The sequence below is a fragment of the Shouchella xiaoxiensis genome (assembly GCF_016907895.1).
Taxonomy (GTDB): domain Bacteria; phylum Bacillota; class Bacilli; order Bacillales; family Bacillaceae_D; genus Shouchella; species Shouchella xiaoxiensis.
Map to the genome: position 1 here is coordinate 1 of NZ_JAFBCV010000017.1, position 13,616 is coordinate 13,616.

At 40.8% G+C, this 13,616-nt stretch carries 14 protein-coding genes; 3 read left to right on the forward strand and 11 right to left on the reverse strand.

Translation table 11 applies throughout. The features are described from left to right. Positions 1 to 116: 116 nt before the first annotated feature. The 3 genes from JOC54_RS19560 to JOC54_RS19570 all read right to left on the reverse strand — a co-directional run bounded on the left by JOC54_RS19560 (position 117) and on the right by JOC54_RS19570 (position 4,511). Complete coding sequence (locus tag JOC54_RS19560) at positions 117 to 317, reverse strand: DUF6501 family protein (protein ID WP_054793088.1); 201 nt, start codon at positions 315 to 317, stop codon at positions 117 to 119. A gap of 87 nt (positions 318 to 404) precedes the next feature. Next, a complete protein-coding gene (gene odhB, locus JOC54_RS19565; RefSeq protein ID WP_204468539.1) occupies positions 405 to 1,658 on the reverse strand; it encodes a 2-oxoglutarate dehydrogenase complex dihydrolipoyllysine-residue succinyltransferase in 1,254 nt (417 codons plus the stop codon). A 15-nt stretch (positions 1,659 to 1,673) separates the two neighbouring features. Continuing rightward, positions 1,674 to 4,511 carry a 2-oxoglutarate dehydrogenase E1 component gene (locus tag JOC54_RS19570; RefSeq protein WP_204468542.1) on the reverse strand — a complete coding sequence of 946 codons (2,838 nt, stop codon included), beginning with the start codon at positions 4,509 to 4,511 and terminating at the stop codon, positions 1,674 to 1,676. Between the two features lie 418 nt (positions 4,512 to 4,929). Between JOC54_RS19570 and JOC54_RS19575 the strand changes: the two genes are divergently transcribed. Then, positions 4,930 to 5,160, forward strand: a complete 231-nt coding sequence (locus JOC54_RS19575; RefSeq protein ID WP_204468544.1) for a hypothetical protein — start codon at positions 4,930 to 4,932, stop codon at positions 5,158 to 5,160. On the opposite strand, the gene JOC54_RS19580 is transcribed toward JOC54_RS19575, so the two are convergent. Beyond that, positions 5,135 to 6,121, reverse strand: a complete 987-nt coding sequence (locus JOC54_RS19580; RefSeq protein WP_367617837.1) for a class I SAM-dependent methyltransferase — start codon at positions 6,119 to 6,121, stop codon at positions 5,135 to 5,137. The genes JOC54_RS19575 and JOC54_RS19580 overlap by 26 nt on opposite strands. Positions 6,122 to 6,128: 7 nt before the next feature. Further along, positions 6,129 to 7,427 carry an FAD-dependent oxidoreductase gene (locus JOC54_RS19585; protein WP_204468546.1) on the reverse strand — a complete coding sequence of 433 codons (1,299 nt, stop codon included), beginning with the start codon at positions 7,425 to 7,427 and terminating at the stop codon, positions 6,129 to 6,131. A gap of 118 nt (positions 7,428 to 7,545) precedes the next feature. On the opposite strand from JOC54_RS19585, the gene JOC54_RS19590 reads away from it, so the two are divergent. Then, entirely contained in the window at positions 7,546 to 8,175 is a 630-nt protein-coding gene (locus JOC54_RS19590; RefSeq protein WP_367617838.1) for a lytic transglycosylase domain-containing protein, read from the forward strand. A 36-nt stretch (positions 8,176 to 8,211) separates the two neighbouring features. Here JOC54_RS19590 and JOC54_RS19595 read toward each other — a convergent pair whose 3' ends face one another. The 6 genes from JOC54_RS19595 to JOC54_RS19620 all read right to left on the reverse strand — a co-directional run bounded on the left by JOC54_RS19595 (position 8,212) and on the right by JOC54_RS19620 (position 13,131). Then, positions 8,212 to 9,105: a serine hydrolase domain-containing protein gene (locus JOC54_RS19595; protein ID WP_204468548.1), complete on the reverse strand. Its 894-nt coding sequence runs from the start codon at positions 9,103 to 9,105 to the stop codon at positions 8,212 to 8,214. Positions 9,106 to 9,201: 96 nt separating this feature from the next. Beyond that, entirely contained in the window at positions 9,202 to 9,372 is a 171-nt protein-coding gene (locus tag JOC54_RS19600) for a hypothetical protein (RefSeq protein WP_204468550.1), read from the reverse strand. Continuing rightward, positions 9,365 to 9,811 (reverse strand): OsmC family protein, encoded by a 447-nt coding sequence (locus tag JOC54_RS19605; RefSeq protein ID WP_204468552.1) that lies wholly within the window; start codon positions 9,809 to 9,811, stop codon positions 9,365 to 9,367. The genes JOC54_RS19600 and JOC54_RS19605 overlap by 8 nt, the downstream gene beginning before the upstream one ends. A 103-nt stretch (positions 9,812 to 9,914) precedes the next feature. Next, positions 9,915 to 10,775 (reverse strand): transglutaminase-like domain-containing protein, encoded by an 861-nt coding sequence (locus tag JOC54_RS19610; RefSeq protein ID WP_204468554.1) that lies wholly within the window; start codon positions 10,773 to 10,775, stop codon positions 9,915 to 9,917. Positions 10,776 to 10,815: 40 nt separating this feature from the next. Then, positions 10,816 to 11,727: an alpha-E domain-containing protein gene (locus JOC54_RS19615; protein ID WP_035420378.1), complete on the reverse strand. Its 912-nt coding sequence runs from the start codon at positions 11,725 to 11,727 to the stop codon at positions 10,816 to 10,818. A 9-nt stretch (positions 11,728 to 11,736) separates the two neighbouring features. Continuing rightward, positions 11,737 to 13,131 carry a circularly permuted type 2 ATP-grasp protein gene (locus JOC54_RS19620; protein ID WP_239586849.1) on the reverse strand — a complete coding sequence of 465 codons (1,395 nt, stop codon included), beginning with the start codon at positions 13,129 to 13,131 and terminating at the stop codon, positions 11,737 to 11,739. Between the two features lie 262 nt (positions 13,132 to 13,393). Here JOC54_RS19620 and sda point away from each other — a divergent pair, with 262 nt between their 5' ends. Further along, a complete protein-coding gene (gene sda / locus JOC54_RS19625) occupies positions 13,394 to 13,525 on the forward strand; it encodes a sporulation histidine kinase inhibitor Sda (protein ID WP_081761256.1) in 132 nt (43 codons plus the stop codon). Positions 13,526 to 13,616 lie beyond the last annotated feature (91 nt).

Genomic DNA, 13,616 nt, shown 5'->3' on the forward strand with positions numbered 1-13,616 from the left:
TTTTCACCATCAAATTTCGTCATTGGGACCAATCAAAAGACCATAAGAGAAAGCCTGGGTTCACAGAACCAAGGCTTTCTCGACAATCTGAGAAGGCGCTTAGCGCCTTCTCTTTTTTAGCCTTGAAAATACGTTTTATAAAAGCCACCGATTTTACCAGAGTTGTCGATAATGAAATAAAACTCATCGGTTTCGTTTTTAAGCTCGTATTCTTTTCCAACCGTTAACACGTGATCAACGACGAATTTTGCAGCATCGGTATGCACACATTTAATCGTGCGAATGGTTGGCGCTTCTGTCCAAGTTTGATGAATCATGTTTGCTTCACTCCTTTGTTCCAATCCTTTTTCATTGTACAAGAAAAAAGGCTAGCAAGCTAGCCTCCTTCCTTACATGATTCGCTATTACCCTTCAAGTAAAAGTTGTTCCGGATCTTCAATCAAATCTTTTACTTTGACTAAGAAGCTAACCGCTTCTTTTCCATCAACGATGCGGTGGTCATAAGAAAGAGCCAAGTACATCATTGGACGGTTTTCAAAGCGCTCGTTGTCAATCGCAACAGGACGCATTTGAATCTTGTGCATGCCTAAAATACCGACTTGAGGCGCATTTAGGATTGGTGTTGACCATAGGGAACCAAACACTCCACCGTTTGTAATTGTAAACGTCCCGCCCTGCATATCGCCAAGCTGAAGTTTGTTATCACGGGCTTTTTTACCGAGCTCGCCAATTCCTTTTTCAATTCCAGCAAAACCTAATCGGTCTGCATCGCGTAACACTGGTACTACTAATCCCGTATCCGTTGAAACTGCAATACCAATGTCATAGAATTTCTTAATTAATAGTTCGTCACCTTGAATTTCCGCGTTCAAGAGCGGGAATTCTTTTAACGCACCAACAACGGCTTTTGTGAAAAAGCTCATAAAGCCAAGCTTCACTCCGTTCTTGTCTAAGAACGCGTCTTTGCGACGTTTTCTTAAGTCCATTACCGCTGTCATATCAACTTCGTTAAATGTTGTTAGCATGGCAGATGTTTGTTGAACTTCAACAAGACGCTTAGCAATCGTTTGACGACGACGAGACATTTTCTCGCGCTCAACTGGCTTACCAGCTTCAGAATCAGAAGAAGACGCTTGAGGCTTGCTTTGTTTCGGCGCTTCCGCTTGTTTCGGTTTTTGGCTATGAGCATCCACATCTTGACGACGGATTTTGCCTGTTGGATCAGTTGGCGTAATGGAATCAAGCGAGATGCCTTTTTCACGCGCTAACTTACGCGCTGCTGGAGAAGCAAGTGGGCGATTTGTGCTCGTTTCTTCTTCCGCTACTTGTGTCTCAGGTTGCTTTTCTTCTTTAGGAGCCTCTTCTTTCTTAGGCTCTTCCCCTTTTTCTTCTTTTGGAGCTGACGTATCCCCACCGCTTGTGCCACTTTCATCAATGATCGCTATAACTTCACCGATCTCAACTGTATCGCCTGGCTCACGCTTAAATTCTTTAATAACGCCTGATGTTTCAACAGGAATTTCTGCATTTACCTTATCTGTTTCCAACTCAGCAATGAAGTCTCCCTGTTCTACATAATCGCCTACTTCTTTTAACCACTGAGAGATCGTTCCTTCAGTAATTGATTCACCTAGTTCCGGTACTTTAATTTCAGTCACGTTACAATGCCTCCTCTAGTTTTTACGGGTTAACGATTCACTAATGATGCGTTTTTGCTCTAGCTTGTGTGCATTGGAAACGCCTTCCGCTGGACTTGAACGTTGAGTTCTTCCAATGTAACTTAATGGAACATCTTTCGGTAAAATTTCTAGAATACGAGGCTCAACAAATGTCCAAGCACCCATATTTTTTGGTTCTTCTTGAACCCACTTCACTTCTTCTAAATTCGGGAATTCTTTTAACAGTTCGCGAATCGCCCGACGTGGGAACGGATAAATTTCCTCGACGCGAATAATGTGAAGCCAGCTCCAATCCTCATCATTCTTTTTAATATGGTCTTGAAGCTCAACCGCAAGCTTACCACTCGCAAGCAAAATTCGTTTTACTTTTTTCTTATCTTGACCGAGCAACGGCTCTTCCAAAATCGCCTGAAATTCACCTTCTGCAAAATCAGCCGTTGTTGAAGCAATTGCTTGATTACGCAATAAGCTTTTTGGTGTCATGATAATTAGTGGTCGAACAGTATTCTTTTGTAAAATCTTCGCTTGTCTACGCAAGATATGAAAATACTGTGCTGCGGACGTACAGTTGGCAACCGTCCAGTTATTTTCGGCAGCAGAGCTTAAGAAACGCTCCACACGCCCACTTGAATGCTCAGGTCCAGCGCCTTCATAGCCATGCGGCAATAGGATGACTAAACCTGACTTTTGGCCCCATTTCGCGCGAGCAGCAGCAACCCATTGGTCAAAAATAACTTGTGCTCCGTTGACGAAGTCACCGAATTGGGCTTCCCACATAACAAGCGTTTCTTTTGAAAATACGTTGTAACCGTACTCAAAACCAACACATGCTTGCTCTGATAAAGGACTGTTATAAACAGCAAACGATGCATTTGCGTCTTCAAATGATTGCAATGGTGTATACGTTTCATTGTTATCACGATCATGAAGCACGAGATGACGGTGAGCAAAGGTTCCTCGCTCTGTGTCTTGACCACTTATACGTATTGGCGTTCCATCATGAATGATGGAAGCAAACGCAAGAACTTCAGCAAGTCCCCAATCAACGCTTCCCTCGTCGTCAAACGCTTTGAGGCGTCTTTGTAGAATCTTTTCCAGCTTTTGGTTTGGCTTAAATGATTCTGGCCACTCAAGTAGCTGTTCATTAAAGGAAATAAGCTTCTCTTTTTCAACGCCGGTTTTCACTTTCGGAAGACCGTCAACGATAAAATCGGGTGGGCTTAATTCATACTTTCGTTCCGCCTTATCGGCATTTACTTTGTTGTATTCCTCTAATAAGTAATCATACATGTCCGCATCAAGCTTCTTCGCTTCATCTGAACGAACAACGTTTTCATTTGCTAATTGCTCTGCATAGATTGCTCTAGCCGTTGGATGTTTACGAATTTGCGTATACAAGTCCGGTTGTGTAACAGCTGGTTCGTCTCCTTCGTTATGACCAAACCTTCTGTAACCAATCAAATCAATTAAGAAATCTTTCTTAAACTGGCGACGGTATTCAACCGCAAATTGAACGGCCTTTACACACGCTTCAGGATCATCAGCATTAACGTGTACAATTGGTACTTCAAATCCTTTTGCAGGGTCACTTGCGTATGTAGTTGATCGGGAATCGTACGTTTCAGTTGTGTAGCCAATGTTGTTGTTGGCAATTAAGTGCAATGATCCACCAACTTGGTAGCCATTTAAACGACTTAAGTTTAACGTTTCCGTTACAATTCCTTGACCAGGAAATGCGGCATCCCCATGAATTAAAATAGAGTAAGCACGCGTTGTATCTTGTGTTGGTACCCCTTTTTGACTGCGGTCTTCTTGGGCAGCTCGGGCATAACCTTCGACAATTGGTGAGACAAACTCTAAGTGACTTGGATTGTTCGCCAAGGAAACGATTGTTTCTGAGCGATCATCATCCGAAATTTGGCGATCGGCACCTAGGTGGTATTTAACGTCTCCGGTCCAACCAGAATACGTTTCACCAAGTCCTTCAGACGGAGCGATTAGTTTGTTTGGTGCTTGCAAAAACTCCGCAAAGATAGCCTTAAACGGTTTTCCAAGCGTGTGTGCAAGAACATTTAAACGTCCGCGGTGCGCCATACCAATCATGACATGATCGGTTTTTTCTTTGCGCACTTCATTAATCGCCATATCAAGCATTGGTACAAGTGAATCAACGCCTTCAATTGAGAAACGTTTTTGTCCAACAAACGTGCGGTGGACGAACTTCTCAAAACCTTCAACTGATGTGAGGCGCTCAAGTAAAGCTTTTTTTTCTTCATCTGTTAAACGCTCGGCGTGTGTCTCAGACTCAACTCGTTGTCTAAGCCAGTTACGCTCGTCTTCGTCCTGCACATGGCCGAATTCAAACGCCATTGTGTCTGTGTAGACACTACGTAAGTGTTTAATTGCTTGAAGACCGTCTTTTACATGGGACGGTGCATCCGCACAAATGAAATGAACTGGAACTTTTCTTAACTGCTCTTCCGTTACATTAAAACGCTCATAGCTGAACAAGTCATCATTCTCACTGCTTTTCCAGATTGGTTGAATGTTTGACGCTAAGTGACCTTTGGCACGAATAAAGTCGGCCAGCTTCACTGCTCCTACTACGGCATTTATCATGTCCGCCCCGATTGCACTTGCTTCACTTGCGTTAGATGAGCTGACGTTCTCCTCTAAAGCTGGTGGACCCCATTTCTCAAAGTGAGCACGCGTTTCTTCATCAACGGAGTTTGGGTCTTCCGCATATTGATCGTACAGCTCAATCACGACTCCAAGGTTAGGACCATAAAATCCTTGCCAAGGCTTTTCCGGGCTGTGTTCCTTGCTGGACATGTGATATAGACCTCCTAAAACGATTGTTCGCACTATTTGCGAACGTCTATTTTCAAGCGCTTACAGAACTATCCTACCATTTCCAGGCGCTTTTCTCAAAAGATCCGCTTGCTTCATTGCAAAAATCATAGAGAGCGGAGACCTGAAAAATTGGTCATCTAAATTTTAGCGCGTTTGCGCACGAAAATCTAGCCTTTTTAACAAGGATTCTACCAATTTCGCCAAAAAGCGCTTTCTTTTTACAAAAAAACATCTCTATCTACTTGTTTGATGAGCTAAATATAGTTAAGGACGTCAATTCCTAATTCGTTCAACTCATGAAACAACTTTTCACATTGACCATTTGCTTTTCAGATAATGAAACGAGTCGAATAAAAGCATGTTCGACTGTTTATGCTATCCAATGGAGGTGTTGTTAGTGGAAGTTGAACTTGATTCAATCCATAGCAGAATTCCTTGCTATATTGTTCTTGATCCTGATCAAGGTCGATACGCCATTCGCACGTTTGATACTAGCGGCGTATCGTTTGCTAATGGATCAGACTTATTAGCTTGGATTAAAGCAAATTGGCAGGAAGATGATTTTATCGTTCCAAACGAATTTAGGAAAAGTATAAAAGCTCTTACTTCCCTTTCTTCTGAAACGTAAGCATATACCAACCACCTTCGCGAACAACGGGCTTCTCGCTCTGTAGTTCAAGCCCAGCCTGTTTGCAGAAGCGGACAATTTCTTTTTTGGACGGCAGCGGGTGCATATCCTCATGAGCACTCATAAAACTGTTAAACGCACTTGCAAACCGTTTGCCATGCTTGCCGTTTGCAAGAGGGCTTATTAGAATTAGGACACCATTTTTCTTCATAACTGCTGATGCTCGCTTGATCATCGCTAGTCTCTCTGTTGCTGAAAAATAATAGAGAATGTTATTAAGCATGACGGCTTGATATGGTTTTTGTGGCTGAATTTCATAAAAATCACCTTGCTCAATCTTTACATTTTGAAAATGATTGGATTCAACTGCCCGTGTACAAACTTCTTGATCGACCTCAATTCCATCAAACTGAACCTTAGGGAATTTATCAGCCAACTTTTTCAAGTACCCACCGTAGCCACAGCCCACATCAAGAACAGATGTGATCCGGTGCTTTTTCAAAACAGAAGCGACTTTGGGTAGCGTTAACGTTTCTAGCAAGCTTGACGTTTCAGCGACCATGTCAGCCATTCCTGGTACTTTTTCTTTATCGTCTTTTTGAATTAAGTCCCGATAACTCATTAATGTAGGGATATGAAGTTCAAACATCTCTTCAAGTAAAATCCCAACGGATTGCTTACTTTCCTTTGTTAGATACGTGATCATCTTTCGTTCGGTCTTAATTTTATTGCCTCTTTTTTTAGCAAGATGACCGACAGCTAGACCAACTTCAACCCAGCGGTTGAGCAACACCTCGTCCAGCTGATGGTTTCTCGCAACTTGCTCGACCGTTGCCTTCTTTTTAAAATGTTGGAATAGATTTAAACTATATCCTAAATGTGCGTGCCATGTTTGTAAGAATGGCTCCGTTTGTTTCATCCACTTCCTAGCATTCCACACTTTTAAGTATTCTTTTATCACTCGCTGTTCACCTCATTCTCGACTTCCAAGGATAATCATCCTCGACTTTAAACATATAGCGAGAAAGCTGCTCGCTTAAATCACCATCACTAGAGTGAACAAACCGAATACCATCCTTAAAGGAAAACGGCCAGTGACCGAGTCCTGAGATATTAAAGATGTACTTCGTCAGCAACACTTTATTATTAATGAGCTGCTTCAAGGCAAGCGCCCTACTTCTTTGCCAAGCGACCCCTGATTTTCCATAAACGACGCCACCCATATGGGAGAGATCCATAATTGATTTAACTCGCTTCTTTCGGACATTCTCGTATTCCTCAAGCCACTTTACCTGATCTTGATTGCCCGTTTCATACATATCCCCAAGAAGTTCACCTAAAACATCTGCCCCTTGAATCGCTAAATTCATTCCTTCCCCCGCCATTGGATGAACGCTGTGGGCAGCATCACCAATTAAAACAAACGAGTCTTTTACATAGCGATCTGTATGCTGCCTGATTGGGACCATCAACTGAATGTCCTTCCAAGCTTGAATGTGCTGTACATATCCATCCAGAGGTGGATAAAGCGATATGTAGTGATCATAAAATTGCTGAAGTGGCTCTGACCTCCATTTTTTAAATTCACCTTTGCGAATTAAATAAACGGTTCGAACCTCTTGATTAGGCAATGGAAACAGGCCTAAAAAACGATCATGTGTTGCGACCATTTCTCCAGCTTTTAGTTCTTTTGGTGCTGGAAATGAGACGGTCAAGAAATCGTGGTTATACGTTTGTTTCGAAACAGATACGCCCATATGTTTGCGGACTTTTGATCCAACTCCTTCTGCACCAATGATAAAGCGTGCTTGAATCTCTACTTTCTCTTTTCCTATGCGAATCACCGCCTCATTGTCCTTTTTTATCTCACTAAAAACAGCTGGCTGTAAGTTCGTAAAACTCTCATAGGTTAAAAGTTCTTGTAGCAATAATTTCTTAATTTGGCTATGAGGCAGCATCGTTGCATAATTATAAGGTCCCGGCAGTAGTTGATAAGACATCGCCTGATTTAAAATAGGGGTATTCTCTTTGCTTAATTCAGTCGTATGAATGGTCGAAAACGTGTTCCATTGTTCTTGAAAAAGCTGTAACAGTCCTAGCCGATCAAGCAGCTGTATCGTTTTCGGCTGAATTAATTCCCCTTTATACGTCCGTCCCAGCGTCGGATCTTTTTCGACAATAACAACATCAATCTTTCGTTTAACAAGCTTAAGAGCAAGAGTTAAACCGGCAACTCCTCCTCCAATTATTAAAACTTCCGTCTTCACAACGTCACCTCATTTTCTTACAACCTCATTCCCATTTTTTTATAAAATCAAACGAAGGGCTATGTTGCTTTTGCCTTTCACATGATATGATAGACAAGTATTTTTTAAGAGGGAGAGAATGAAAATGCGCAAATGGCTGTCGATCCTAATCATTCTTATTGTGATTGGTGCAATTGGGCTTATCTTATTATTTGAACAAAATGACCGCTTTCGCCAAACGGTTTATCGAACAATCATTTCAGAAAATCAAATTCCTGAAGCATACCTCCCTGTTTATAAGGAAGCCTCAGAAGAATACGATATCCCCTGGGAGCTTTTAGCTTCTGTACACCGGGTTGAAACCATCTTTTCAACGATGGACCCACTCATAAGCCCTGTTGGCGCATTAGGCCATTTCCAGTTCATGCCACGCACCTGGGTTGGCTGGACGTATCCAGGGACGGATGAGATCGGCAATATCGATGAATCAATTGACATTACTGACATCGACTTAATTGAAGAACATCAAGGTTATGGAACGGATGCCAGAGATACTGGGGATGCAGACCCATTTGATATTTATGATTCTGCCTATTCCGCCGCGCGCTACCTCTCCGATCACGGAGCACGTGAAGGCGATTATGAAGCTGCGTTGTTTTCTTATAATAAAAGCAACGACTATGTTGAAGAAGTAATGAAGTATTACAACATTTACATCGAAGAGTTTGAATTAATTGACCTCCCGTTTCACGAACAGGCTTCAAAATAAGCAAAAGACAGCTGCAGAAATGCAGCTGTCTTTTGCTTAGAATAGCTTAGGATTTTGAAGATGAGGGAGAAGGTTGTCCATAAAGAAATTAAAAGGACGTGACGCGTCACCCTTTATGCTACTATTAATCACCACTACTAAGTCATCATTAGGGGAAATGATCAGATACTGACCTTCAAGCCCTGTAGCAAGGAATAGCTCTTTGTTTGCTTGATTTTTTCTTGGCGTCCACCAATGATACCCGTAGCTCCATTCTTCATTTACGGCAACCTTTGCCCTCGTCGACTCATGTATCCAATTAGCGGAAACAATTTGCTTCGACTTACATGCACCTTGTTGTAGATATAATATACCGATTTTCAACAAATCTTCTGTTTTCATCGTTAATCCAAATCCGCCAATTGCAATACCTTTGGGATCGGAATTCCATTTAAATTGTGTAATATCAAGTGGATCAAAGAGATGCTGCTTTGCGAATAACGCAGTCCGTTGTCCAGTAGCTTTCTCAATCATAGCACTTAAAAGATGGGAAGAACCACAGCTATAAACCATCTTTGTGCCAACTGGATCGTGTTGATCTTGATTCAGAATGAAATCGACCCAGTTTGAACTTGTCATCATACGATTGTTTCCCGGCCAGTGTAATCCTGAGGTCATTGTAAGTAGGTGTTCAATTGTAAGTGAATCATTCTTATATTGAGGGAAATAGTTGTTTATCGGCATTTGTACATGTTCAATATACTCTTCTTTTACCGCAATCCCGATTAAAATGGAGAGGATGCTTTTTGTAATAGAATAAATTTTATGCTGCTTCGTCCGCATTTTTGCATTGCGAAAGGATTCAAATACGAGAGAATGCTGATGGTAAATAAGTACGCTGTTGACTTTATCCTGCTTAATCGCTTTCTCAAAAGCGGAAAATTCTATCAAAATTAACCAGTCCCCATCTTGACATTTTAAAGCTTAAGCGTATTTTAGTAGAGTTTATAAAAAACCGCTCTGTATAAAAAAGCGGTTTTGACTAGGTTACTGAATATGCACCGGTTTTTCCTCGATAATTTTAATTGGAACAGGCTCAATATAACCATCTGGCTTTTTTTGATGCGATCCATTTGTGTCATTTTGTTGACAAGCACTTACCATCAAAAGCGGCAGACAAACAGCTACAATAACGGATGTAAATCTTCTTTTATTCAACTGAAGCTCCGCTCTGAACAGTTGGTTCGACTGTAATCTGTACATTTCTCGCAACCGCTTTGGAAATCATACATGATTGCTCCGCTTTAAAAGCAAGTTGTTCTGCTTTCTTGATTTGACTCGCATCAAAAACAGTCACAGTTGGTCTATGATGAATCTGTTTAAAAGTGAAGACATTGTTCGTTACATCAACAATAGCTTCAGATGCTAAGGCAAGAGCATCTGTCTTAATCGCTGCTCGCTCAAGGATTGCTGCGTATGTAATTAAAAAACAAGTTGCCGCAGCACCAAGCAGCATCTCGTCTGGGTTTGTGCCAACACCAGGGCCATCCATTTCTTTGGGAATCGAGATCGATTGCTTCAGATTTCCCGCTTCAATCGTTCCGGTGCTGTTTCGTCCGCCGTCCCAGTGGGCATCTAAATAAAATGTATGCTCCATTTCTATGCACCCCTAACACTTGCTTATGATTAAGCATGAGATTGTATCCTTTAGAACGATTATAGCATACCTACTAATTCGCAACAAAAAAAGCTAGATAAATCTAGCTTTTAGCTTCGTCAATTAATTCAACCGAGACCTCAACGCGAAGACTTTGTTTACCGCCACGATACACTCCTTCAACAGGACTAACATCCGCATAATCACGTCCTGCACTTACGCGAATATGTTGGTTAAGTGCTTCCACTTGATTGGTCGGATCTAAGCCGATCCAGCCAATGCCAGGTACGATGAATTCGACCCATGCATGGCTTGCCTCATCTCCTAATAAAGAAGCATCTTTTCCAGTGAATAGATAGCCACTTACGTAGCGAGCGGGAATTCCTTGAGAGCGAAGCAGTCCAATCATCATATGTGCCTTGTCTTGGCACACTCCTTGAGTTAAAGCAAATGCTTCTGTAGCTTTTGTCTGTACCGTAGTAATTCCTGCTTTATACGTAAACGAAGCATAGAAATAACGCATCGCAGCCAATGCAAATTTAATTGGATCAATACATGGTCCAATTTCCTTAAGCACTGAGTCAATTTGCGCCTGTTCTAAAAACGTAAACGATGTTTGACTCAAGTAAGGCAGATATCCCTCATAAAAGGAAGGGGAGATAAAGATGGTTTGCATTTGCGCTGAATAGTGAAGCTGCTCCACAAGGGGGCTTTTTTGAATTCGGACTATTGATGTTGCTTTAATTTCCAGTGCAGAATGTAGATCAGCAATGTAAAAATTCTCTATCGTATTTCCCCAAAGGTCGCGTTGGTTTTCTAAACGAGCAGCTGGGCTAATCTCAACTTGGTAATCAAGCAGTCGTTGACTTTCGTCATGACACGGTTTTAGGCGCAGCGTATTCATACTCTGGTCTGCTGGGGTTTCATATTGAAACTGATTTAAATGAATAACCTTGTACTTCAACTCCTATACGCCTTCTTTCTAAGCACTTACACGAGCGCCATTAACTTACCTGTAGTTTATGGTACTCCAATTGAAAGTGTTCAATACAAGGTTCAAGCTCTTCCTCAATCAATTCGAGTTCTTCCATACGTTTTACTATATCCTCCACCTGCTGTTTTAAGTAATTCGAGTAACTCGTTCCCTGCTCCCCATCGATACGTTTAATCGAAGCGGATATTTTTTCTATGCAGTACATTACTGAACAAGGAAAATTGGCTTCATTTAATATAAAAGGAATAACAGCTTTTGGCTGCATCATTGGTCGATTTTGCTTCAAATAAGCGTTTGACCCATTTATAAGCTGCAGTGCGAGCGACATGTAATAACCCGTTTGCTCAGGAAACTGTTTTGCTTTTTGACAAACAGCCAATAAAATTCGAACGGTAAAATCAGCTCGCTCAACCCATTTACCAATTTTTATCATCCGGTAATCCATCCCCCGTGTAACGGTAGACTCTATGATTCCTTGAGCAGATAGGGACGTCATTTTTACGCGTTGTAACAAATGTTGAATTTGCGTAACGGAGAATGGCTCGGTTCGCGCCGCCATCATCGTCAAATGGAACTCGTTAATAATAACCCAAAAGTCATTACTTAGTTGATCACGGCACGTTCGCGCATTTTCACGGGCAATTCGAATGCAGTTGTAAATTGAACTATCGTTTGAACCTGCAAACAATAGATGGTTTGCTACTGATTTCATCGAAAGCTCATTCTTTTCAACGAGCTGATCAGTGATTTCATGTGAAGCGGCAATCCCCAAAACCATATCTAGTTCTTGTCTAATATAATCATCCTTATCAGAGGATTCCAGGACATTTGTTAGTTCTGTTGACAAAATACCGGCGATCTTCTCAGCACGCTCAATATTTCTTGACATCCAATATAAGGAATCTGCTGTTCTCGTTAACATAATGACCTCCTATTTTTTTAATACCCACGTGTCTTTTCCTCCACCACCCTGTGAAGAATTAACAACTAACGAACCTTTTTTTAAAGCAACACGGGATAGTCCACCTGGTATCACATGAGTTGACTTTCCATTTATAACAAAGACTCGTAAATCAATATGGCATGGGTAAAATTCATTGTCTTGAAACACTGGTGTTCTTGATAATTGAATGGTCGGTTGCGCTATATACTGATTAGGACTTTCGATGATTTTTTTTCGAAAACGCTCAATCTCCTCGTTAAACGCATGCGGTCCAATCAACATATCATAGCCGCCAGAAGCACCCACGTTTTTAATAACCAGTTTAGGCAAATTGTCTAATACCCATTCTCTTTCCTTTTTGTTTTCAAGCATATAGGTTTTTACATTTGGTATAAGAGGCTCTTCGTTTAAATAATAGCGAATCATGTCTGGCACATAGATGTACGTCGCTTTATCATCGGCAACGCCATTTCCGAGAGCATTAACGATTGCGACATTACCCTCTTTATAAGCTTTAAACAAACCATCTACTCCAAGTAACGATTCTTTCTTAAATACTGTCCGATCTAAATAAGCATCATCAATTCGCCGATAAATCACGTCGACCTTTTTTAACCCATAAATGGTCCTCATATAAACAAAGCCATTTTCAACAACAAGATCAGATCCTTCGACTAAGTCAATCCCCATTTGCTGAGCCAAAAACACATGGTCATAATAAGCGGAATTGTAAACACCAGGTGTTAAGAGGACTGCATTTGGATCCTTTGAATTGTTTTGTTGACCGTAATCCAATAGCGCATTTCTCATTTGCGAGAGTTGTGTTTGTAATGTATACAACTGATAATTTTCAAAAAACTCCGGAAATATTTGTCTCATAACGAATCGATTCTGATAGACATAGGACAAACCTGATGGATTACGCAAATTATCTTCTAATACACGGTACGTCCCTTCTTGATCGCGGATTAAATCGATTCCAGCTAGAAAGATTCGTTGTTTCAAGGGAACAGACACACCTTTCAGTTCACCTAGAAAATTTTCATTCTCTTCTATTAAGCGTCTTGGAATAATGCCGTCCTTAATAATTCGCTGTTCACTAAATACATCTTCAAGAAAAAGGTTCAGTGCCTTAACACGTTGCTTCATTCCCTTCTCAATATGTTCCCACTCATCGTTTGGCATAACCACTGGGATAAAATCAAACGGCATGGTTCGTTCTGTACCAGCATAGTCTTGGTAAACAGTAAATGTAATGCCTTGGCGCAAAAAGGATGCCTGCGCTTGATCATGCTTCTCTTTTAAATCCTGTTTTGAAAAAGCTTCAAGTGTTTTATAAAAGGATACATAATGATCTTTTGGAGCTCCATTCTCCATAAACATTTCATCGAAAAATGAGTTGTCTTGTTTATAATCGATGCTTGTCAACGCTATTAGCTCCTTCACCTCTGCATATTCAGAGTTATAATTAGTGACTCTATACCTTTTTTTGAAAATTAGTAAACCTTTCTTAGCAAAAAACCGCATGATCGATAAATGCAATCTTCAAAAAATGATGGTTTTAAAAAAATATAAGTTTTAAAAATTTTTTTTAGGGAAAGAAAAAGGGTACTATTGTTAATTATGGAATGGAGTGAGTCATTTTATGATCAATGAACTAAACGATGAACTATTAGTGGAAGCTTGCCATTTAGCTATTATAAATCAGCTGAACGCCGACTTTATTGATCTATTAAAAGGAGAACTCGAGAGACGAGGATTAATGATTACGAACTAATAACTGAATGATTTCTTTTTCAGCATCGGTTAACTTCCTGTTTAATGTTGTTTCAAATTCATTGAGCAATTCTTGATAGTTGTTTGAGCAG